Consider the following 22152-nt stretch of genomic DNA (forward strand, 5'->3'; position numbering starts at 1 on the left):
CAGAAATCCTAAATCTGCTGTCTGATGCAGCAAGTTCGTGCAGACCACGAACCCCTTACCTACTTTCTGCGGAAAACAACATGAAACACGCCCTGCTCACCGGCCTGCTCCTGACTGCATTCGCCCTGCCCTTCGCGGCGTCTGCCAACGATGACAACAGCCTGTGCCAGATTAACCTGAGCAAAATCCGGGACGCCAAAGTCGCCAATCCGAACCTGAGCGATGCCGTGAAAAGCGACGTCGACACCACCGTACACCGCGCCGAATCCGCACTGGCCCGGCATAACGATGACGGCGCCAGGGAGTGCGTTTCGTTGACCCAACAGGCCCTGCAGAAGGTCCAGAGCCACTGATTCAAACCAGCCACAAAGGCAGTAATCACACGCGGCTCCGGTAAGACGCCTGACCTGGAGAAGTGGGCCAACTGCCCATAAACCCACCTAAGATCAACGGCATAACACCCGACGCCTTCCCGGCTAAAGCCGGTCCTACAGATGTTGCAAGGTTGTCGTAGGACCGGCTTTAGCCGGGAAAAGGCCGGTCAGGCTGTGGAGTTGCAGCATCTGGAAATCAGCCATCGCGAGCAAGCTCACTCCTACAAGCAAACCTGCGGACGTCACCGGGCTCCGGCCAGACGCCTGGCCCGTGGGAGCGAGCTTGCTCGCCAAGGGTGAGTCTCAGTCACTGCCGAGGCTGAACTCAACCGACCTATTTCAGTACCAGCAACCGATAAACCCCCGCCTCGTTTTCGATCCCGTGGGTATCGTGGGTGAACCCCGGAAACGACTTGTCGAAGCTTTCCAACGCGCGCAGATAGGCCAGCAGCGGGCCGTCGGCGGGACCTGCGTTCTCACCCGGCATGAGCAGCGGGATGCCCGGTGGATAAGGCACGATGCCCGTCGCCGCGATGCGCCCGGCAGCTTCCTCGAGCGTCACCTGCTCCACCTCGTTCTTGACCAGCTTCTCGTACGCTTCCACCGGGCTGCATTCCGCTTTGGGCAGCGTGCCGAACGCTTTGGACATGGCAGCGGTCGTCCTGGTCTGCTTCATCGCTGCGAAGATTTCTTCAGACAAATCTTTCAGGCCCATGCCGGCGTATCGCAACTGGTTGGCGGTCAGCAGGTCGGGCAGGCAGAGCTCCAGCTCGAGGTTGCTGTCGTAGTCGCGTTTGAAGTCCAGCAGCGCGTTGACCAGCGTGCCCCACTTACCTTTGGTGATGCCGATGGAGAACAGAAAGAGAATGGTGAAATCAGTGGTCTTCTCAACCACGATGCCCTGATGGCCGAGGTAGGCGCTGAGCACGCATGCGGGAATCCCGAAGTCGAGCAGGTTGCCGTCGTCGCCCATGCCGGGGCTGAGGATCGACACCTTGATCGGGTCGAGCATGCAGTAGCCGTCTTCGATGTCGCCAAAGCCATGCCAGACTTCATTCGGATGCAGCACCCAGCAACTCGGATCGGTTTTCAGCCGCACCGGATCGACCTCGTGAAACGCCAATGCATCGCCGTCGACCTGCACGGACGGCGGCTGCCAGCACGAGAAAAACCAGTCGTCATGCCCGAGCATCTCGGCGCGCATGCGCGAAATGACCTGGCGGAAGGCGACAGCCTCTTCGATCGACTCGTTGGTGAGAATCTGCCCGCTTGGGGCTTCCATCATCGCTGAGCTGACGTCGCACGAGGCCATGATCGCGTAGTTGGGCGACGTCGAGGCGTGCATCATGTACGACTCGTTGAAGCGACCGTGCGGAATCGGATTACGCCCGTTGCGCACATGAATCATCGACGCCTGGGACAACGCCGCAAGCAGTTTGTGGGTCGACTGCGTGGCGAACACGGTGGGCCGGGATTCATCGTGATCGTCCGGGCTGCCGTGCATCGCAAAGCGGTCCTTGTACAGCGGATTGAAGCGCGCGTAGCCGTACCAGGCCTCGTCGAAATGCAGCCGATCGACGCTCTGCCCGAGCAGCTCCTCGACACGGGTGACGTTGTAGGTCAGGCCGTCATAGGTCGAGTTGGTGACGATCGCGTGCACCGGCGTCGGGTCGATGTGGTTCTTGACCAGCGGGTTGTTGGCAATCGCGGCCCTGACGCCCTCGGCGCTCAGCGTCTGCGGCAGGATTGGCCCGATGATGCCGAAGCGGTTGCGGGTCGGCACCAGATACGTGGGAATGGCGCCTGACAGCGTCATCGCATGCTCGGCGGACTTGTGGCAATTGCGGTCACACAGGGCGATCTGGTCCCGCGTGACGCTGGCCATGAGGATCACCCGGTTGGACATCGACGAGCCGTTGGTCACGTAGTACGTGCGATGCGCGCCGAATACCTTGGCCGCGTAGCGCTCGCCCTGGCCGATGGGGCCGCTGTGGTCGAGCAACGAACCCAGTTCGCCGACCGAAATCGACAGATCGGATCGCAGCAGGTTTTCACCGAAGAACTCATAAAACGCGCGCCCCGCCGTGCTCTTCAGAAACGCCGTACCGCCGGCATGGCCAGGCGTGTGCCAGGAATATTCGTAGCTGCGCGCGAACTTGAGCAGTGCGCCGAACATCGGTGGCAGGACCGCCTGACGATAGCGCTCGATGGCCGCCATGATTCGCCCGCTCAAGAATCGGCTGGTGTCTTCCGGCAACCAGATGAAGTCATCGGCGTGCTGCATCACGATCAACGGCACGCTGGACGCGGTACTGCGGTCGCTGATCAGGAACACCGGTACGCGCGTGTTGCGCTCACGCAGCGCGGTGAGCAGGTCGATGCATTCCTGATGGTCCTCGCTGTCGTCCATTTCCCAGCTGAGCAGCACACACTGAATGGCAGGATCGGAGCTGAGAATCGACTTGGCATCGCTCAGGCTTTCAGAGGTCAGCACGCTGATGGAGCGCTCCTCGACATCGCTGATCAGCTGGATCAGGGCCCGGCCGAACACGCTGCGTTTGTCCGGCTGTTTGCTGACCAGCAGCGCCAGCATGCCAAGCAGGTGTCTGTATTCCGTCATGGTTGGGTCTCCAGGGTGGCGTGATTCATGGCGTTGGCCGGCAGGTCATTGACCGGGATGGGCTCGCCGACAATGTGCTGCGCTGCGACGGTCTGAGTCGGAACGCTGTTGTTCAAGGCTTCGAGGCGGATCAACCGCGTATTGACGAAGCCGAACAGCGTGTAGCCGACAATCGTCGCGACACCGCCGAGCATCAGCGCCTCAGCGCCCGAGCTGTAAAGCGCCAGATAGCTGTAGGCCGCAGCGATGCCCGCAACGATGTTGGTAACGAGTGCCTTGTTGGCCGGAACGTTCGAGACTTTTTGCAGCGTCATCAGCGTGGCCATCGACAGGATGTACGGCACCAGGTTGGTGACCACGGCCAGATTGACCAGCGTGTCGAATTGCTTGGCCAGATCGGGGCTGATCGTCAGCAGCGCCATGGCAGTCTGCATCGCCAGCAGGATCAACATGCTGATGATCGGCACGCCATGTTTGTTGGCTTTGGCGAAGATCGGCAGGAAGTAACCGGTGTCCGCAGAGCTTTTGAACACCTGCGCCACGGTGAACTGCCAGCCCAGCAACGAGCCGATGCAGGCCAGCACCATCAGGCCCATGACGATGTTGCCGACCATCGGCGTGAACATCTTGGCGAACACCAGGCCGAACGGCGCTGTGGACGAGACCAGTTCGGCGTTGTCGACAATGCCGGCGATCACGTTGGTGGAAACGATGTAGATCACCGCCGCGCCCAGCGTCCCGCCGAGCACCGCAATCGGTACGTTCTTCTCAGGGTTTTCAACTGCGTCGCCGTTGGCGCAAGCCGATTCCAGTCCCAGAAATGCCCACAGCGTGATCGCCACCGAGGCGCCGGCCGCTTCATACCAGGGTTTATCGTGAGGATTCCAGCCTGCGGCATAGACGCTGCCGTCGAACCAGAACCAGCCGATGGTGGAAACCAGCACCACTGGGGCAATGACGCCCCAGACCGTCACCGCACCGATCTTGCCGGTAATGCTCGCGCCGCCGAAGTTGGCGAACGTGGTTATCCACAATAACGCGATGGTCGCGAGGCCGACCTGCAGCGAGTCAAGTTTGATGTCAAACAGCGTCTGGATATAACCCACGGCAGTAATACTGATCGCCACATTGGCAATCAATAACGACAGACCGTAGGTGTAGTTAGTGATGTAGTTGCCGGACTTGCCGAACGTATATTCAGCGTATCCGCCCATGCCGCCCGTCTTGCGACTGAGCATGCCGCATCGTGCAAACGCGTACGCCAGAGCGAGGGAGCCGGTTGCGGTAATGAGCCAGGAGAGGATTGAAATACCGCCCACTTCTGCAAGTTTGGTTGGCAGTAGAACAATGCCCGAGCCCAACATGTTGACGGCGGTCAACATCGTCAGCTGTCCCACACTCATTTTCTTTGCGACTGACATTCCATTGCCTCATTAGATGACGTGAGAGGCTTTTAGCTATAGCAAAGGATTCTTATTAAGCAAGAAATGAAAGTGGGCCGAACAACTAGCGAAATGCCATCTCTGGCAACAAAAAGGAAGAGGACTCACTCGTTTGAGGGCATCCGTATGACAACTAAAAACGTTGAGTGGGCAGTGGCGGGTCAGAATTGCCACTGCCAATGGACGTTTTCAGCCTCAGGCGCCATCAGTTGGATAGGCCACTTTTCAGCCGCTCCATGACCTCGAGGTCCGTTCGCTCAAATCGCAACGGTGTGACAGAAATCCCACCTTGGGTCACGACGAAGGTCTCGCTGTCGTCGAAATCCGGGCGTTCATGACGATCAATGTTCAGCCAGTAATAACCCTGTTCGCGCATGTCGGTGCGTTGAGTGATGTTCAAGCCGTCCATGCGCCCGATGCCCTGCCGGGTGATCTGCAGCGGCCTGGCGTGTTCGGGGGCGACATCCGGAAAGTTGATGTTCAGACAAACGTCAGCGGCCCACTCCATGCCGATCACACGACGAATGACGTCAGGCGCGAGCGCTCTGGCTGTTTCCCATTTCACCGCATCGCGGCGGGTGAAGAATTGGCTCAGGGCAATTGACGGTACGCCCATCAACAGCCCCGCCATCGCGGCGCCGACGGTGCCGGAAAACATGGTTTCCACGCCCAGATTCGCGCCTTTGTTGATGCCGGAAAGCAACAGTTGTGGCCGCTCTTCCATCAACTGACCAAGGGCAATGGCGACACAATCGGCTGGCGTTCCGGACACCGAGAAACGCCGCTCGCCGCGTGCCTTGACCCGCAAGGGGTGATGGATGCTAAGCGCGTGGGAAATCCCGCTCTGATCCTGCTCGGGTGCGACAACCCAGACTTCTTCCGCCAGCTCGCGGGCAACGGCTTCCAGCACTTCCAGCCCCGGCGCGTCGATGCCGTCGTCGTTGGTGATCAGGATGCGCTCGATTCGCGGGTTCGACATGCAGTACTCCTTCGCAAGAGGTTGATCATCGATGTTCAAGCAGTTGCAGCCACGATGGCTGCCGGATCTCAGACGAACAGGGTGAACAGCGCAAATCCGACGTACCAGACAATCGCGGCGCGAATCAGCAGTTCCCACAGCACGTCGAGACTGTTCACACCCTCGACGCCTACCACGGGAGCAGGCACCTCGCCTGCGACGCAACCCACTTTGGTAATCAGGCCGGAGGCACTGATATTCCAGTTGAGCAGCTCGCTGAGCATCACCCGACTGACCGCGACAAAATTGCCCACCAAGGCGAAACTCGCAGCCAGCAGACGCACCGGCACCCAGTCAAAGGCGTGTCGCAACTGGGTCGCGCGCTCCACCAGTGCAGGCGTGCGGCCATGCTCGGACGCCAGCGCCAACAGCCGGTAGGCCAGCGCCGCCACCGGGCCAAGCACGAAATACCAGAAGATTACGGCGAAGAAACCTTGGTAGACCTGCCACAACAGATAAGTCTGAGCACCACCCAAAAGCTGCTCTTCGTTCTCGGCCTGAACGCCAAGGTCGCGCTCGGCGACCAGCACCGCGGCCTCCTGATCGCCCCGTCGGCAGGCGTCGCGGAAGGAACCCAGGTTGGCCTTGATGTCGCCACGCCCCAGGCTGTAGATGAACACCAACAGATGGATCGGCAACGCGAGCCAGCCATAGGCGACCGAGCCGACGATCACTAACACCAGCGCCAGCACCAACAATGGCAGCAACACGGTCAGCGTCAGAATCCACCAGGGACGGCTGGCGCTGCGCGGATTGGACTCAAGCCGCGCCAGTTGCTGCAGCCATGGCCCATCACGCTGAACACGCTGGCGCAGGGCCGAGAACTTCTCGATCCAGACCGCCAGCAGCAAAACCAGAAAACTCATCTCCCGCTCCTCAATTCAAATCTCTAAAGCCGAACGAAACCGGGCCCAGTCAAAGCACGGGCCGGGATCGGTCTTGCGTCCCGGAGCAATGTCGCTATGGCCGCAGATGCGCTGCGGGGTGATCGCCGGCCAGGACGACTGCAACTGCCGCGTCAGCGCGATCAACGCCTGATACTGCGCATCGGTGAAGGGCTGATCGTCAGTGCCTTCAAGCTCGATGCCGATGGAAAAATCGTTGCACGCCTCACGGCCTTCGAACACCGACACGCCTGCATGCCAAGCCCGGTCGAGACAGGAGACGAACTGGGTGACGGCGCCGTCCCGCTCGATCAGAAAATGCGCAGAGACGCGCAAGTCGGCGATGCCTTCGAAATAGGGATGTTCGGTGACATCCAGCCGGTTCTGAAAAAATGCCTGAACCTTTCCGGTCTTGAACTGCGCGGGGGGCAGGCTGATGTTGTGGATCACCAGCAGCGAGATCTCGCCCTCGGGACGAGCATTGAAATTGGGCGAAGGGCAATGCTGAGCGCCGTGGCACCAGCCCGTGCCGGGGTCCAGTTGCATGAAGGGGTCCTTAAAGCATCATTCGACAGCAGCCAGTATGCCCGCGATGAGAAAGGATGTGGCAGCCAATGCGCCGCCACGCTGCGAATCAGCCCTTGAGCTTGCGCAGATTTCCCAGCACCGACTCCAGAGCGCGATCGAACAACAGCGCATCGTCCAGCACACGAATCGTGCCGCGACGAAACTCGACCGCCAGCCCCATGCGAGTCTTTTCCAGGACCTTCATGCCTGTGCGGTTGACGAACACATAGCGGCCGCTCGGCTCGACGATGGCCGCCAGTTTGCACCGCAGCTTGTGATCTTCGTCTTCCTGGATTTCGACCCAGCTGCCCATGCGCAGCTTATCGACCTGCAGCAGACCTTCATCATCAGCAGGCAAATGCATCGAAGGCTCGCTGAGCACTTGTTCGCCCGGCGCAACCAGCACGATCTCCTCAACGACCGCCATCATCGGCGTGCCATCGGATGGCTCGTTCTGGACCTGCTCGGCATCGTCGGACGCCGGACGCGTCACGTGATTAAAGGCCTGAACGTGCAGGGCTTCGAGCTGGCTGAAAAATTCGCTGGTCGCAAACGGATCGAATGCCGCGCTGCTCAGGCCGTCGCGCAGCGACTTGAGCAGGCCTGGCACCAGTTCCAGCAGACGCTGACGCGCCTCTGGCTCGTCGTGGGATTCGACGCTCCAGATCAGGTCATCCATGGCCTGCAGCCCGGATTTCCATTCGACCGACTCCTCGCCGTGCTTAAGGCAGGTCAGCAGCAATACCTTGCTCCACGCTTCCTGGAGCAGACGCACGACAACTTCCGGCAACGTCCGGCCCAACAGACGATCATTCAGCGCCTGTTGCACACGCTGACGCGCCAGCTCAGCCAGCGCGCGCCCTTCTTCAGCGTCGCGGGTGCGTTGTTCGAGCAATTCGCTGCGACGACGTTCGTCGCTGGTGAACGCCAGGAAATCCACGAGCAATTCGGTAAAAATCGCCGGATCGTCGACGAAATCATGCAAAAGCCGCTGCACAATCTGATCGATGCGGGTGTAGAGCGAATCACGCTGGGTGTCGTCACGTCCGCCCCAGCCAAGCGCCGCCGATGCGATCTCGTTGAGCAGGCGCCGCGCTGGGTGGCTGCCGCGGCTGAAAAAGCTCTTGTCGATGACGGCGACTTTCAGCATCGGGATTTGCAGACGACCGATCAGCGCGCGCAACGAGCCCGGCAGGTTGCGGTCGTCGAGAATGAATTCGAACAGCATCGAGATGAGGTTGATGACGTCCTCATCCATAGGCCCGACCACGCGAAACTTGCCGCTTCGCGCGCTGACCCGGCCAATCAATTGTTCCAGCTGAGTGCGCAGATCGAAGTCGTCCGGCGTTTCGGCTTTCGGCACGTACTGCTGCAGATGAGACAGCAGACGCAGCAGGTCCTGACTCGAAATCGGTCGGGCCTCGCCGACATTGTCCGGGCGCGGCGTAATGTTGCCGCGCACGTGGACCAGCAGCTCTTGCAGCGCAGAAAAGACTTCCTGCACGCTGTTATCGAGCTTTTCAGTGGCCTGAATCAGCGACGCGTTATCGGCACGCTGCGCCTCGTTCGCGGCCGCCGAGCTGGCCGAACGATCGGTCGAACGGCGCGACGGCAGCACTTTCAATTCAGGCAGGACACCCGCCGAAATCAGCAGCTGGTTGGCTTCTTCATACAATTGATCAGCATTGGCCAGCGCGTATTTCTCGAACAGCTTGAGGATGATCAGCTTGACCTTGATCTCGACGCCGAGGCTGCGACCGGCCTGCAGGAAGAAATCGCAAAGCAGTGTAGGACCGAGCGGATTGGTTTCGTCGGTCACGGTCTGAGGGATCAGTTCGTTCAGCCGCGTCGTCAACTGACCCAACGCAACGCCGTCGCGGTTCATGACCTTGGTGACCATGGCATCCACGGCCACGGTCCTTTCCAGATCATCGTTGTGAACCAGTGCGAGTTTGTCGAAAGACACAGGCTCGGTGAGGATCGGCTCAACGACTTCGTAGTGGCCGAGGCGCAAAAAGGCTTCGAAGAACTTGTCGAGGAAATTGCGCTCGATGCTCTTGCGCTTCAGGCGCAGGTCGCGCATGGCTTCGAAGAAAATGTTCTGTTCGGCGTTGTTGTGGGCGCGGTCGGCCATCTCGAACAACGTGTCATCGGCATTATCAAACAGCGTTTGCAGACTTTCCTTGAGCTGCTGGGCGGCTTTGTCGCGCACCTGCAGCAGAACGACGGGCAGCCGAGCAACAGGCGAGGATCCCGGATTTTCCGGACTCGACTTGCTCAAAGGCACCACTTTATTACCGTCGTTATGCATCAAGGACTCCTATCAACCGACTACACAGCGGCTACTCAACAGCCACAACCTCATCCCAAGCGCAGGCCGAGACTGCACATGACCGGATCTTGAATTTTTGTCCCTGGGGTGTACAGGCGAACGTCAAAGCTATGACGTCAAAAGCTAGGCGAATTATCTTGTAAATCGTGTCCGCCCGCCAGCGGACTCTTCGCCCTGATTGGAATAATAGGAGCGGACGAAGCGGCATGTGCAGCGATAGACCGCGAAAAACGCAATCTGTCGCATAGACGGCAAAAAAACCGACAGAGTGCAGGTCATGCACTCAACTGGATGGTGAGGGTCCGGTAGGTTGGTACAGTTGCCTGCCTTATACTCGGGGCAACTAGTAAGTGGAGTCCGATATGCCGAATCTACGCCTTGCCACGCTGACCGCCGAAATCGAAGCCAACGTACGCCGTGCGTTGCTCGAGGACGTCGGCACTGGCGACATCACCGCTCAGCTGATTCCCGCCGAGCGTCTCGCCAAGGCAACCGTGATCTCGCGCGACGCTGCCGTCATCGCCGGCACCGCTTGGGTCGACAGTGTATTTAGGCAGCTGGACCAGCGCGTTGCGGTTCACTGGCAAGTCGCCGATGGCGAGCGCGTGCAGCCCAATCAAGTGCTGTTCCATCTGGAGGGTCCGGCGCGCTCACTGCTGACCGGCGAGCGCAGCGCCCTCAACTTCCTGCAGATGCTCTCCGGCGTCGCGACGCGCTCGCAGCATTACGCCGACATGGTGGCCGACACGCAGGTCAAATTGCTCGACACCCGCAAGACCCTGCCCGGCCTGCGCCTGGCACAAAAATACGCCGTGACCTGCGGCGGTTGCCATAACCATCGCATCGGCCTGTTCGACGCCTTCCTGATCAAAGAAAACCACATCGCGGCCTGCGGTGGCATCGCCGAAGCCATCACCGCCGCGCACAAGATCGCGCCTGGCAAACCGGTGGAAGTCGAAGTCGAAAGCCTGGACGAGCTCCATCAAGCCCTCGAAGGCGGCGCCGACATCATCATGCTCGACGAACTGAGCCTGGACGAAATGCGCGAAGCCGTCCGCCTCACGGCCGGTCGTGCCAAGCTCGAAGCCAGCGGCGGCGTCACCGATGCGACGTTACGCACCATCGCCGAAACCGGGGTCGACTACATCTCGATTGGCACCCTGACCAAAGATGTGAAGGCCGTCGACCTGTCGATGCGGCTCAGCGTTTGATGCAACGGCAGGCACAAGTGCGCTTGCTTGGGACGGTTGCCAATCGCAAGCGAGCGCACGCCTGATACGCACCTGAAGTTTGTGTGCGGTTTAGCTGACCGCCTGACACAGCTCGAACCAATCGAAAATCGGCGGGGTCACACCTGCAGATCATTTGAGGAGAGCGCCATGGCCGTTTCGTTGAAAAAACTCGAGCACGATGAATTGCCCGCCGACTATCTCGCGGAAAACGCAACGACAGCGTTTCAGGTGACATCCGACGCAGGAGAAGTGTTTGTGGTGGACACCGAAGAGGAAGCCGCCGCGATCGTGACCAGGCTGCATGTGGAAGACCAGCAACAAGCGGCGAAAGACTGACTGCGCGTTGCGATGCATTGCCTTTGGAGCGGCGGTTCTGATCCCCTGCTGACATCGTCAATTCACGCTCAATATTTCGCCCCAGAGAAGCCCGCGCAACGCGGGCTTTTTATCGAGTCCGCAATCAGCAAATGCTGCTTCTTTCGCCGTTGTAATGGGCGTCTGTTGCACCTTCGATAACGCGCCAGCCAACGTCAGCAAACGGCGCTACGCCACCTGTCTGAATGCGTTAAAGGACTGCGTCGATCGGTCGTTAATCCGTCAGTAGCGTCAGGGACGGCGAATAGTGCTACGTATGAATGGCTGAACTCTCGGGCAAGGGAACAGCCCACATGAGCCTTGGCCATGATTGACCTGACCGTCTGGAACCTTACCCTTCCTGTTGATACTCCGCCTTTGACCACCGCCGCAGCGCTGCCAAAGCTCAAAACCGCTTACTTCACCAACACCGGTGACAAAGTTGTTTTCTGGGCGCCCGTCACCGGTTCGCACACCGGTCATAGCGATTTCCCACGCTCCGAGATGCGAGAAACCCTGACCAACGGCAAAGCCCGTAACTGGTTGTACAACAGCGGCCTGAACACGCTCAAAGGCACGCTTTCGGTCAACCAGGTGCCTTCCACCGGGCGAGTGGTGGTGGCGCAAATTCATGCCAAGGATGCCGCTACGCCCTTGCTCAAGGTTGTGTACCGCTTCGCCAACGGCACAGGCAATATCGACCTCGAATACCGCGTGAACCCCGCCGACGTGAAAAGTCCCGTTGCCTATACGGTGCCTAACGTGCCGCTCAACAAAGCCTTCGCGTACGCCATTCAAATGAACAAGCAAGGCAAACTGACCGTGCTGATCAACAACGCCGGCCCGCAAATCCAGCTCGCGCCGACCTGGTACAAATACGCCTTCTACTTCAAGGCCGGCGTCTACACGCTGGACAACGTCGGCTACCCCACCGAAGGCGGCAAGGTGACCTATACAAGGTTGGAAGTCAGCCACTTGTGATTTGGCGGCTGTGAGAAAACTTTTGAGCTGAAAATGCGCCATCGTGAGTGATGGCGCGGAGAGGGTTTGGTGCCGAAAATAGGAATCGAACCTACGACCTTCGCGTTACGAGTGCGCTGCTCTACCGACTGAGCTATTTCGGCATTACTGTCCCTTTCTCAACGAACAGTAAATCAACAGTACTATTACGCACCTTAAAGCGAAACCAGTTATTTACAAGAGCCAGGCATCCAGTTCGTAGGAGTACCGGCGCAAGTCCATGCGGTAATGTTCTTGTTAGCATCGATAGTAGGAGTCATCGTGACCTGTGTATCGTCAGCTGCTTTGAGCTGACCTTTAACCTGAATAACGCCGGTAGTTGCGTTTACGGTAATAGATTTCGCGTACTGCGTAGCGACGAAACCGGTAGCGCATGCATCGAGCCCCGTCGCACCCTTGCTTGCCACCGCCTCGGTAACGCAAGTGCGAGCACTGCTCGCAGCCAAAATAATTTCTGATGCCTTAGCGCGCGCGGTGTAATCCTGATAAGCAGGCAGCGCCACCGCCGCCAAGATACCGATAATCGCTACCACGATCATCAGTTCGATGAGGGTAAAGCCCTTTTGTGCTTGCATAACGTACTTCTCCGATCGTCAATTAGGTGTCGCTCCGCAAGCATAGACGCATACCTCGTGCCAATTCGCGAATCTGCTCTCCTGTTGCATTTCTTTTGTGCGCTGATGAGGAATACAGGACCGGCGCCAGCAAAAAGTGACAATTATTGTCACCCCTGCGGCGTACATTTGGCAGCCAAGCCCGACTGCGCTATAAACCACACACTGTCTGTGTCTGGTGGTTGTAATGACTGATGTCGTGCTTACGGGTTTGGCCAAGCAGCTTGTCGTGGCTGAGCTCCTGAATGAAAAGTCTGCGCAGCAGGCGTATCAGCAGGCTCGCCGCGACAAGGTGTCGCTGGTCAGCTATCTGGTACAGAACAAGCTGGTAAAAAGTCTGACCCTTGCCGAAGTAGCTTCCGACCAGTTCGGCATTCCCTTTCTTGACCTCAATACCCTCGATAAGGAAAGCCAGCCCAAGGGGTTGGTCAGCGAAAAGCTCGTGCGCCAGCACTCGGCGCTGCCTTTATGGCGACGGGGTAACAAGCTGTTTATTGGTGTATCGGACCCGACCAATCACCAGGCCATTACCGACATCCAGTTCAGCACCGGCTTGAATACCGAAGCGATTCTGGTCGAGGACGACAAGCTCACCGTCGCCATCGAGAAGTTCTTCGACACCCACAGTGGCATGGGCGATCTGGCCGATGTTGACCTGGGGTTGGAAGTCGAAGCGGTAGACGAAAGCAAAGAGACCTCCATTGGCGGTCAGGATGCCGACGACGCGCCGGTGGTCCGGTTCGTGAACAAGATGCTGATGGACGCGATCCGTCTCGGCTCTTCGGACCTGCATTTCGAGCCATATGAGAAGATCTTCCGGGTTCGCCTGCGTACTGACGGCATCCTTCATGAAGTGGCCAAACCGCCGACGCACCTGGCCGGCCGTATCGCTGCGCGCTTGAAGGTCATGGCCAGTCTGGATATTTCCGAGCGCCGCAAGCCGCAGGACGGGCGCATCAAGCTGCGCATTTCGAAAAACCGCGCCATCGACTTTCGTGTCAACACGTTGCCGACCTTGTGGGGCGAGAAGATCGTGATGCGGATTCTCGACCCGACCAGCGCGCAGATGGGCATCGACGCACTGGGTTACGAGCCGGAGCAGAAAGCGCTGTATCTGGAAGCGCTCAGCAAACCGCAGGGCATGATTCTGGTCACCGGTCCTACAGGCTCGGGTAAAACTGTTTCGCTCTACACCGGTTTGAATATTCTCAACACAACGGACATCAACATCTCCACCGCCGAGGATCCGGTCGAAATCAACCTGGAAGGCATCAACCAGGTCAACGTCAACCCGCGTCAGGGCATGGACTTCGCCCAGGTGCTGCGGGCATTTCTGCGTCAGGACCCGGACGTTATCATGGTCGGTGAGATTCGTGACCTCGAAACCGCCGAGATCGCGATCAAGGCCTCGCAGACCGGCCACATGGTGCTGTCGACGCTGCACACCAACAGCGCGGCGGAAACACTGACTCGCCTGCACCACATGGGCGTGGCGGCTTTCAACATTGCTACCGCCATCAACCTGATCATCGCCCAGCGGCTGGCCCGCAAGCTCTGCCCGCACTGCAAGAAAGAAGTCGACATCCCGCGCGAGACATTGATTGCCGAAGGTTTCCCGGAAGAGAAAATCGGCACGTTCAAGCTTTACTCTCCAGTGGGCTGCGAACAATGCAACGCCGGCTACAAAGGCCGTGTCGGTATTTACGAAGTGGTGAAGAGCACTCCCGCCCTGGAGCGCATCATCATGGAGGAAGGCAACTCCATCGAGATTTCCGAACAGATGCGCAAGGACGGCTTCAACGACCTGCGCACCTCCGGCCTGATGAAGGCCATGCAGGGCGTGACCAGCCTTGAGGAAGTCAACCGGGTGACCAAGGATTAAGCATGGCGACCAAAGCAGTAAAAGTCAGCGTCTACACCTGGGAGGGGCTCGACAAGAAAGGCGTCAAACAAAAGGGCGAAATCAACGGCCACAACCCCGCGCTGGTCAAAGCCCAGTTGCGCAAGCAAGGCATCAACCCGACGAAAGTCCGGAAGAAAGCCGTTTCGATCTTCGGCTCCGGCAAGAAGATCAAACCGCTGGACATCGCGTTCTTCAGCCGCCATATGGCCACGATGATGAAAGCCGGCGTTCCTTTATTGCAGTCGTTCGACATTATCAGCGAAGGCTCCGATAACCCGAACATGCGCAAGCTCGTTGACGACATCAAACAGGAAGTGGCTGCCGGGCACAGTTTTGCCACGGCCTTGCGGCAGAAGCCTCAGTATTTCGACGACCTGTTTTGCAACCTTGTCGACGCGGGTGAACAAGCCGGTGCGCTTGAGTCGCTGCTCGATCGAGTGGCCACCTACAAAGAAAAGACCGAGTTCCTCAAAGCCAAGATCAAAAAAGCCATGACCTACCCGATTGCCGTGGTCATCGTGGCGATCATCGTGAGCGGCATTCTGCTGATAAAAGTCGTACCGCAGTTCCAGTCCGTGTTCGCCGGATTTGGCGCGAAACTGCCCGCTTTTACACTGATGGTCATTGGCCTTTCGGAAATCGTCCAGAGTTATTGGTACATGCTTCTGGGCGCCCTGCTGGTCGCGTTTATGGCCTTCCGGAAAGCCTACAAGACCTCGGAGAAATTCAGGGATCGCATCGACCGCATGCTGTTGAAGGTGCCGGTGATCGGCCCGCTTCTGTTCAAATCGGCGGTCGCCCGTTTTGCCCGGACGCTTTCAACCACCTTCGCTGCGGGTGTGCCGCTGGTCGATGCACTCGACTCGGTTGCCGGCGCGACGGGCAACGTGGTTTTCCGCAACGCCGTGCATAAGGTCAAACAAGACGTTTCCACCGGTATGCAGCTCAACTTTTCGATGCGCAGCACGGGGGTCTTCCCGATGCTGGCCGTGCAGATGACCGCCATCGGCGAGGAGTCCGGCGCGCTGGATTCGATGCTTGATAAGGTCGCGACGTATTACGAAGAGGAAGTCGACAACATGGTAGACAGCCTCACCAGCCTGATGGAGCCAATGATCATGGCCGTCCTCGGCGTCATTGTCGGCGGGCTCGTGATCGCCATGTACCTGCCCATCTTCCAGCTCGGAAACGTCGTCTAACATGCCTGTTCTCGACCTTCTGGCCAGCTCCCCGCTGGCCTTTGTTGTGTGCGCGCTGGTGTTGGGGCTGCTGGTGGGCAGCTTTCTCAACGTCGTGGTTTATCGCCTGCCCAAGATGATGTTGCAGGACTGGAAGGCTCAGGCGCGCGAAGTGCTGGAACTCCCGGCCGAGCCGAAACCCGAGACCTTCAACCTGCTGCTGCCTCATTCTCGCTGCCCGCATTGCGCGCACCGAATCCGCGCCTGGGAGAACCTGCCGGTCGTCAGTTACCTGTTTCTGGGCGGCAAATGCTCCCGCTGCAAGGCGCCCATCAGCAAGCGTTATCCCCTCGTCGAACTGGTGTGCGGATTACTGTCGGCGTTCGTCGCCTGGCATTTCGGCTTCGGCTGGCAGGCTGCGGCCGTGCTGGTGTTGAGCTGGGGCCTGCTGTCGATGAGCCTGATCGACGCCGATCACCAATTGCTGCCGGACGTGATCGTACTGCCGCTGCTGTGGCTTGGCCTGATCGTCAATACGTTCGGGCTTTTTGCGTCGTTGACCGATGCGCTGTGGGGCGCGGTGTTCGGGTATCTGGTGCTGTGGGCGGTGTTTTGGCTGTTCAAGCTGGTGACTGGCAAGGAAGGCATGGGCTACGGCGACTTCAAATTGCTGGCCATGCTGGGCGCCTGGGGCGGCTGGCAGATTCTGCCGCTGACGATCTTGCTGTCCTCGCTCGTCGGCGCGGTGTTGGGCCTGATTCTGCTGCGTTTGCGCAACGTCGAGACCAGCACGCCGATTCCCTTCGGCCCTTATCTGGCTATCGCGGGGTGGATCGCATTGCTCTGGGGTGATCAAATAACCACTTCGTATTTGCAGATCGCCGGTTTCAGATGATGGCTTCCGAAACGCAACCCGCCGCACAACCCTGGATTCTTGGCCTGACCGGCGGCATCGGCAGTGGCAAGAGTGCGGCTGCGCAATGTTTTGTCGAGCTGGGCGTGCATCTGGTGGACGCCGACCAGGCCGCACGCTGGGTGGTCGAGCCCGGTCGCCCTGCCCTTGGGCAGATTGCCGAGCATTTCGGGGCTGGCGTGTTGCAAGCCGACGGCACGTTGAATCGCGCCGCGTTGCGAGAGCTGATTTTCAAGGACCCAACACAGCGCGTTTGGCTGGAAGGGTTGCTGCATCCGCTGATTCGCGAGGAAATCCGGCAGTACCTGGCGCGAGCCGAATCGCCTTATGCGATTCTGGTTTCACCCTTGTTGCTGGAGACCTCTCAGCATCAGATGGTGCAGCGGGTGTTGGTCATCGACGTGCCGCAGGCCTTGCAGATCGAACGCACCGTGCTGCGTGACAAGACCAACGAGGAGCAGGTCCGGGCGATTCTCAATGTCCAAGCCAGCCGCGAAGAGCGCCTGAGCCGCGCGGATGACGTGATCGTCAACGACCGCGACCCGGCGTGGCTGAAAAGCGAAGTTCAGCGGCTGCATCACTTTTATCTAACTTTGCGTGGAGGCCAATGATGAGCCAACCAATGACCGTCGATTGCCCAACCTGCGGAGCGCCTGTGGAATGGACCCCGGAGAGCAAGTTCCGACCGTTCTGCTCTGACCGTTGCAAACTGATCGATCTGGGCGCGTGGGCGTCGGAAGAACATGCCATCCCGGTGGCGCCCGATGCCGAAGACGAATTATTTTCAGGGGATTTCGACCCGCGCCAGCATTGATCGAGCACAGTTGCGGAGTCGAATCCAGTCTGCGGGAGCGAGCTTGTGCATGAAGAGGCCAGGACAGTCTTCGCATCTTGCGGCATTCAAAAGTCCACCTTCGTGAGCAGACTCATTCCTACTGATCTCCGGCCAGACACACCTCGTGTAGGAGTGAGCTCGCTCGCAAAGACTGAATTCCAGACACTGCATCTCCACAGCATGCACCGACCTATTCCCGGCTGAAGCCGGTCCTACAGGGGTTACAAGCTTTCCGTAGGACCGGCTTTAGCCGGTCGCGCAGGCGTTGCAAGCTTTTCGTAGGACCGGCTTTAGCTGGTCGTGCAGGCGTTGCAAGCTTTTCGTAGGACCGGCTTTAGCCGGGAAGGTGTCGGGTGTGACGCCGTTGATCAGAGGGGGCGTTAAAGACAGTTGGCTCACTCCCACAGAAGGCGGCCATCAGGTGTCGTCCTCGTCCCGCCACGGCGCTGACAGATAGCGCGTGCGATTGAACGTCTCAAGCCACTCGGGGCAAAACACTACCAGCGCCGTCACGATCATCCCGTTGATGAAGGCTTCGGGAAAGATGATCAGCCACAGATACCCGATGAAATCCCCCAGCCATTCCGGCATTGCGAAAAGGCCGTCAAGCCACAGCACGCCCATTGCCAAAAGCAGGCACAGCAATGCAGCCAGCCCGGCGGCGAAAAATCCGGAGCAGAAGATGTAGGTGAAAGGGCTCCTGGGTTGCGCGCGCTCGACGATCAACGCACAGCCTTCGGTGATCAAGACCGGCAGCACGATCAACAGCAGGCCATTAACGCCCATCGCGGCCAGATCCTGCCTGCCCATCGCCAGCATGCCCAATTGCGCAATCAGCCCGCCGACGATAGCCAGCGGCCAGTCCAGCAGTAATGTCACGGCGGTCATGCCGAGAAAATGGTAAGAGACGCCGCTGTCGAAATCCCGCCGCATCAACCACAGCAGAAACAGGGCGAAGACCGTCCCGAACAGCAGGTGCTGGCGCCGCGTGTCGGTGAACAGCTCGACCCACGGGCAACGCCATGCCGTCCACAACACCATCGGCGCGTACAGGAACCACGCGAGGGTCATGGTCTGGGAAGTGAGAACCTGGGCGCCGATCATGATGGCAGGCTTGGGGAGAGGAGACAGGGTGAGTCTAGTCCTTCACCGCGTCAGCGAAGGTCACCCGTCGCGCTGACGGGAATCCGGACGCACAAACGCCTGTGCAGCACGGCTTTGGGGCAAGCGGTGCTGCACAGGCGATATCAGTGTGTGGCTAGTTAACCGAGCTTACGTTGCGGTGCGCCATGCACCATGGTGTACGCGTAATCGACGCCCATGCCGTAGGCACCGCTGTGTTCCAGAACCAGTTCCATCACAGCTTCGTAGGTCTCTTTGTGAGCCCAGTCGCGCTGGAATTCGAGCAGAACCTGTTGCCAGGTCACCGGCACTGCGCCTGCCTGAATCATGCGTTGCACCGACATGTCGTGAGCTTCTTTGGTCGTGCCGCCGGAAGCGTCGGTCACGATGTAAACCTCGTAGCCTTCGGCCAGTGCATCCAGCGTCGGGAAGTTCAGGCAGACCTCGGTCCAGAGCGCTGCGATGATCAGCTTTTTGCGACCGGTGGCCTTCACCGCTTCGACCAGCTTCTTGTCTTCCCAGGAGTTCATCGAGGTGCGCTCGATCGGCTGACTTTCCGGGTTCACTGCCAGCAGTTCCGGCCAGATGAAGCCGCTGAAACTCTTGGTTTCGACCGAGGTGTAGATGGTCGGCACGTTGAAGATTTTGGCGGCCTTGGCCAGGCCCACGGTGTTGTTCTTCAGCGTCTGACGGTCGATCGACTGAACGCCGAATGCCATCTGTGGCTGGTGGTCGATCAGGATCAGAGCGGAGTTGGTTGGGTTGAGCAGTTCGCGGATAGACATGGCATGTTCCTTTAGATGTCGAAAAACAGAGTGAGAAATTGGGGTTAGCCGCTGCGCTGTGTTGCGCGTGTTGGCTGGCTTGGAAGTGAATTTACGGACTAGGCGGCATTGGAACAATCCCATAGAATTGAGACTCATTGTTTCCAATTCAGGGACGGCTATGGACCGGATCGAATGCATGCGCGCTTTCGTCGCGACGGTGGGCGCCAACGGTTTTGCCGCCGCAGCGCGCGCGCTGGACGTACCACGCTCAAAAGTCAGTAAGCAGATTCAGGCGCTGGAGGAAGCCATCGGCGTGCAGTTGCTGCAACGCACCACTCGCAGCTTGCATCTGACAGAAGCAGGCGCCGAATACTACGACTCGTGTCGAGATGTCATCGCGGCGCTGGACGAAGCCGAACAGCGCGCACGCACCGGCATGGGCGAGATACGCGGCGTGCTGCGGGTCAACGCGCCGATGTCGTTCGGGCTGAGCCGTCTGGGGCCGCTGATTCCGCATTTCAACGAGCAGCACCCGAACGTCGAGTTGCAGGTGGTGCTCAGCGACGAGCAGGTTGATCCGGTGAAAGGTGGGTTCGACGTGACGATTCGTATCGCCAGCCTGCCGGACTCCTCGATGGTGGCCCGCTCGCTGGCACCGGCGCCGCGGATCATGGTGGCGTCCCCGGCGTACCTGGCCCGCGAAGGCACGCCGCAATCGCCCAAGGACCTCGGCAACCACAGGTTTCTGAGTTACGGCTATCTGCAGAGCGGCGTGAGCCTGCAGCTGTGCAACGGCAAGGAAACCCAACGCGTGACCGTCAGCGGCCCGCTCCACGCCAATAACGGCGACATCTTGGCGCAGGCAGCCGTGGCGGGAATGGGCATCGCCTTGCTGCCCAACTTCATCATCGAACGCGCCGTCGCCGATGGTCGTCTGGTCCCCGTCCTGTGCGAGTGGCAAGCCCCGGCGATTTCTGTGAACGCGGTCTACCCCTCCGCCCGACGAGTGCCGATGAAAACGCGGGCGTTCATCGATTTTCTGGTCACCGAACTGGCATTGGGCTCTGCCGGGTTTTGAGGTTGTTGCCACAGCCTTCAGAGCAGAATCCGACATCGAACCGCCTCTGCCGAAGGCGCAGGAGCGCGCTTGCTCTGAGCCGCGCTCCGACGAGGGTGATGCGGCGTTGACGGGTTCGGCTCACGCCACGGCGCCGACCGGTTCTTGACCTGCCAGCACGGCGGCTAGGCTGGCCAGCACCATTTCGCCCATGCGCGTGCGGGTCTGAACGGTTGCGCTGGCGCGGTGCGGTTGCAGCACGACGGTTTCCAGGCCGAACAGGACGTCTGGCACGTGAGGTTCGTCGACGAAAACATCCAGTCCCGCGCCTGCCAGGGTGCCGGCTTGCAGCGCGGCGATCAGGTCAGGTTCGTTGACTAGGCTGCCGCGCGCGACGTTGATCAGATAGCCCTGCGCGCCGAGCGCCTCCAGCACAGCGGCATTGATGATGCCTTTGGCCTTGTCGGCAGCGGCCGCGACGATCAGGGCGTCGCTTTGCCTGGCCAGTTCCACCAGATCGCTGACGAAGGTGTACGGCACGTCACTCATCGGCTGCAGGTCGGTGTAGCTGATCGGACAGCCGAAGGCCGCTGCACGCGTGGCGACCGCGCGCCCTACCCGGCCCAGTCCGACGATACCGACGCGCATGCCACTGAACTGCCGCGCCAGTGGCAGTGGCACCAGCGGCGTGGCAGTCCGCGCCCACTCGCCGGAACGCACGTAGCGGTCGGCAGTGCCCAGCCCGCGACAGGCCGAGATCAGCAGCCCAATGGCAAGGTCAGCGACATCTTCGGTCAGTGCGCCAATGGTCGCCGTCACGCGGATACCGCGATCCCGCGCATAGGCCAGGTCCACCGCATCCGTGCCGACGCCGTTGACCGCGATAACTTCCACTTTCGGCAGTTGCTCCATCACTTCGCGCGTGATGCCGGTGTGTCCGCCGGTGACCACACCGCGAATAGTGGCGCCATGCTCGCGCAGGTAAGCCGCCTTGTCGGTCTGCTGAAAATAAGGCCGCACGGTGTACAGCTCATTGAGGCGCGCATTGATTTCCGGGATGAGGATCGGGCTCAGCTGGAGAATTTCAGGTTTCATCGGGATCTCGCTCATATCGAATCGGACAGGATCAACCACGGCCCACGAAAGGCATGTTGGTCGCCATGACGGTCATGTTCAGCACGTTGGCCGACAGCGGCAGTGCCGCGATGTACCGCACGGCATCGGCGATGTGCTTGACGTCGATCATCGGCTCCACGGCAATCGAGCCGTTGGCCTGGCGCACGCCCTTGGTCATGCGCACCGACAGTTCGGTCAAGGCATTGCCGATGTCGATCTGGCTGCAGGCGATGTTGAATTCACGACCGTCGAGCGCCAGGCTTTTGGTCAGGCCCAACACGGCGTGTTTGCTGGCGGTGTAAGGCGCGGTGAACGGACGGGGCACGTGGGCGGAGATCGAGCCGTTGTTGATGATGCGTCCACCTTGCGGCGACTGTTTGCGCATCAGCCCGAAAGCGCCGCGGCTGCACAGGAACACCCCGGTGACATTGGTGTCGATCACACTCAGCCACTTCTCGATGGGCAGCTCGTCCATCGGCACGGCCGGGGCGTTGACACCCGCGTTGTTGAACACCACATCGAGGCGACCGTAAACCTCCTCGATCGTGGCGAAGAGGTGGTCGACACTGGCCGGATCGCGAACATCGGACGACACCGCCAGGGCTTCCCCGCCCTGCTCTCGCGCCAGGCTGACCAGCTCTTCAAGCGGCTCCAGCCGGCGCCCGGTGACCACCACTTTGTAGCCATCTTCCAGCAGGCCCAGCGCGACCGAGCGACCGATGCCGCTGCCAGCGCCTGTGACCAAGGCAATTTTGGAAAGGGATTGATCAGTCATTATTGTTCTCCTTGTTTCCTGTCTGAATG

The 22152-nt window shown here is 59.6% G+C and carries 21 protein-coding genes and 1 tRNA gene; 10 read left to right on the forward strand and 12 right to left on the reverse strand.

The annotated features are described in order from the left end of the window. The first annotated feature begins 80 nt into the window (after positions 1 to 80). Positions 81 to 353 carry a hypothetical protein gene (locus BMZ10_RS16715; protein ID WP_093464573.1) on the forward strand — a complete coding sequence of 91 codons (273 nt, stop codon included), beginning with the start codon at positions 81 to 83 and terminating at the stop codon, positions 351 to 353. A 355-nt stretch (positions 354 to 708) separates the two neighbouring features. Here the strand turns inward: BMZ10_RS16715 and BMZ10_RS16720 are convergent, their stop codons facing one another. The 6 genes from BMZ10_RS16720 to BMZ10_RS16745 all read right to left on the reverse strand — a co-directional run bounded on the left by BMZ10_RS16720 (position 709) and on the right by BMZ10_RS16745 (position 9216). Continuing rightward, positions 709 to 2994 carry an Orn/Lys/Arg family decarboxylase gene (locus tag BMZ10_RS16720; RefSeq protein ID WP_093464576.1) on the reverse strand — a complete coding sequence of 762 codons (2286 nt, stop codon included), beginning with the start codon at positions 2992 to 2994 and terminating at the stop codon, positions 709 to 711. Then, a complete protein-coding gene (gene potE, locus BMZ10_RS16725; protein WP_093464579.1) occupies positions 2991 to 4415 on the reverse strand; it encodes a putrescine-ornithine antiporter in 1425 nt (474 codons plus the stop codon). The genes BMZ10_RS16720 and potE overlap by 4 nt, the downstream gene beginning before the upstream one ends. Before the next feature lie 226 nt (positions 4416 to 4641). Beyond that, complete coding sequence (gene surE, locus BMZ10_RS16730) at positions 4642 to 5415, reverse strand: 5'/3'-nucleotidase SurE (RefSeq protein ID WP_093464582.1); 774 nt, start codon at positions 5413 to 5415, stop codon at positions 4642 to 4644. A 68-nt stretch (positions 5416 to 5483) separates the two neighbouring features. Beyond that, positions 5484 to 6320 (reverse strand): regulatory signaling modulator protein AmpE, encoded by an 837-nt coding sequence (gene ampE / locus BMZ10_RS16735; RefSeq protein WP_093464585.1) that lies wholly within the window; start codon positions 6318 to 6320, stop codon positions 5484 to 5486. A 15-nt stretch (positions 6321 to 6335) separates the two neighbouring features. Continuing rightward, complete coding sequence (gene ampD, locus BMZ10_RS16740; protein ID WP_093464588.1) at positions 6336 to 6884, reverse strand: 1,6-anhydro-N-acetylmuramyl-L-alanine amidase AmpD; 549 nt, start codon at positions 6882 to 6884, stop codon at positions 6336 to 6338. Positions 6885 to 6972: 88 nt separating this feature from the next. Then, complete coding sequence (locus BMZ10_RS16745) at positions 6973 to 9216, reverse strand: DUF1631 domain-containing protein (protein ID WP_093464591.1); 2244 nt, start codon at positions 9214 to 9216, stop codon at positions 6973 to 6975. A 383-nt stretch (positions 9217 to 9599) separates the two neighbouring features. Here BMZ10_RS16745 and nadC point away from each other — a divergent pair, with 383 nt between their 5' ends. From nadC to BMZ10_RS16760, 3 genes are all read left to right on the forward strand, one after another. Beyond that, positions 9600 to 10448 (forward strand): carboxylating nicotinate-nucleotide diphosphorylase, encoded by an 849-nt coding sequence (gene nadC, locus BMZ10_RS16750; RefSeq protein WP_093464594.1) that lies wholly within the window; start codon positions 9600 to 9602, stop codon positions 10446 to 10448. Positions 10449 to 10616: 168 nt separating this feature from the next. Beyond that, a complete protein-coding gene (locus tag BMZ10_RS16755; RefSeq protein WP_093464597.1) occupies positions 10617 to 10805 on the forward strand; it encodes a hypothetical protein in 189 nt (62 codons plus the stop codon). Positions 10806 to 11150: 345 nt separating this feature from the next. Further along, positions 11151 to 11804, forward strand: coding sequence for a polysaccharide lyase family 7 protein (locus BMZ10_RS16760; RefSeq protein ID WP_093464600.1), 654 nt, complete (start codon positions 11151 to 11153; stop codon positions 11802 to 11804). A 67-nt stretch (positions 11805 to 11871) separates the two neighbouring features. Here BMZ10_RS16760 and BMZ10_RS16765 read toward each other — a convergent pair. Both BMZ10_RS16765 and BMZ10_RS16770 read right to left on the reverse strand, forming a co-directional pair. Next, positions 11872 to 11947 (reverse strand) — tRNA-Thr (locus BMZ10_RS16765). Between the two features lie 66 nt (positions 11948 to 12013). Then, on the reverse strand, positions 12014 to 12418 hold the full coding sequence (locus tag BMZ10_RS16770; RefSeq protein WP_093464603.1) for a pilin: 405 nt from the start codon (positions 12416 to 12418) through the stop codon (positions 12014 to 12016). Between the two features lie 226 nt (positions 12419 to 12644). On the opposite strand from BMZ10_RS16770, the gene pilB reads away from it, so the two are divergent. Genes pilB through yacG form a run of 5 tightly spaced genes read left to right on the forward strand, consistent with a single transcriptional unit; the run spans position 12645 to position 17265 of the window. Next, positions 12645 to 14339: a type IV-A pilus assembly ATPase PilB gene (pilB, locus tag BMZ10_RS16775; RefSeq protein ID WP_093464606.1), complete on the forward strand. Its 1695-nt coding sequence runs from the start codon at positions 12645 to 12647 to the stop codon at positions 14337 to 14339. Between the two features lie 2 nt (positions 14340 to 14341). Next, a complete protein-coding gene (locus tag BMZ10_RS16780; protein WP_093464609.1) occupies positions 14342 to 15559 on the forward strand; it encodes a type II secretion system F family protein in 1218 nt (405 codons plus the stop codon). Between the two features lies 1 nt (position 15560). Beyond that, a complete protein-coding gene (locus tag BMZ10_RS16785; RefSeq protein WP_093464612.1) occupies positions 15561 to 16433 on the forward strand; it encodes a prepilin peptidase in 873 nt (290 codons plus the stop codon). Next, positions 16433 to 17062, forward strand: a complete 630-nt coding sequence (gene coaE / locus BMZ10_RS16790) for a dephospho-CoA kinase (protein ID WP_093464615.1) — start codon at positions 16433 to 16435, stop codon at positions 17060 to 17062. Before BMZ10_RS16785 ends, coaE begins: the two co-directional genes overlap by 1 nt. Beyond that, complete coding sequence (yacG, locus tag BMZ10_RS16795) at positions 17062 to 17265, forward strand: DNA gyrase inhibitor YacG (RefSeq protein WP_062378727.1); 204 nt, start codon at positions 17062 to 17064, stop codon at positions 17263 to 17265. The genes coaE and yacG overlap by 1 nt, the downstream gene beginning before the upstream one ends. 438 nt (positions 17266 to 17703) lie before the next feature. On the opposite strand, the gene BMZ10_RS16800 is transcribed toward yacG, so the two are convergent. Both BMZ10_RS16800 and BMZ10_RS16805 read right to left on the reverse strand, forming a co-directional pair. Beyond that, positions 17704 to 18390 (reverse strand): energy-coupling factor ABC transporter permease, encoded by a 687-nt coding sequence (locus BMZ10_RS16800; RefSeq protein WP_093464619.1) that lies wholly within the window; start codon positions 18388 to 18390, stop codon positions 17704 to 17706. Positions 18391 to 18548: 158 nt separating this feature from the next. Beyond that, positions 18549 to 19193, reverse strand: coding sequence for a hydrolase (locus BMZ10_RS16805; RefSeq protein ID WP_093464622.1), 645 nt, complete (start codon positions 19191 to 19193; stop codon positions 18549 to 18551). A 160-nt stretch (positions 19194 to 19353) separates the two neighbouring features. On the opposite strand from BMZ10_RS16805, the gene BMZ10_RS16810 reads away from it, so the two are divergent. Continuing rightward, positions 19354 to 20253: a LysR family transcriptional regulator gene (locus tag BMZ10_RS16810; RefSeq protein WP_093464625.1), complete on the forward strand. Its 900-nt coding sequence runs from the start codon at positions 19354 to 19356 to the stop codon at positions 20251 to 20253. A 120-nt stretch (positions 20254 to 20373) separates the two neighbouring features. Here the strand turns inward: BMZ10_RS16810 and BMZ10_RS16815 are convergent, their stop codons facing one another. Beyond that, complete coding sequence (locus BMZ10_RS16815; RefSeq protein ID WP_093464629.1) at positions 20374 to 21327, reverse strand: 2-hydroxyacid dehydrogenase; 954 nt, start codon at positions 21325 to 21327, stop codon at positions 20374 to 20376. Positions 21328 to 21358: 31 nt separating this feature from the next. After that, the gene (locus BMZ10_RS16820; RefSeq protein WP_093464631.1) at positions 21359 to 22123 is read right to left on the reverse strand and encodes an SDR family oxidoreductase; all 765 of its coding nucleotides are present in this window, start codon (positions 22121 to 22123) and stop codon (positions 21359 to 21361) included. Positions 22124 to 22152 lie beyond the last annotated feature (29 nt).

Origin of the sequence: Pseudomonas sp. NFR16 (assembly GCF_900108875.1) — a bacterium.
Lineage (GTDB): Bacteria > Pseudomonadota > Gammaproteobacteria > Pseudomonadales > Pseudomonadaceae > Aquipseudomonas.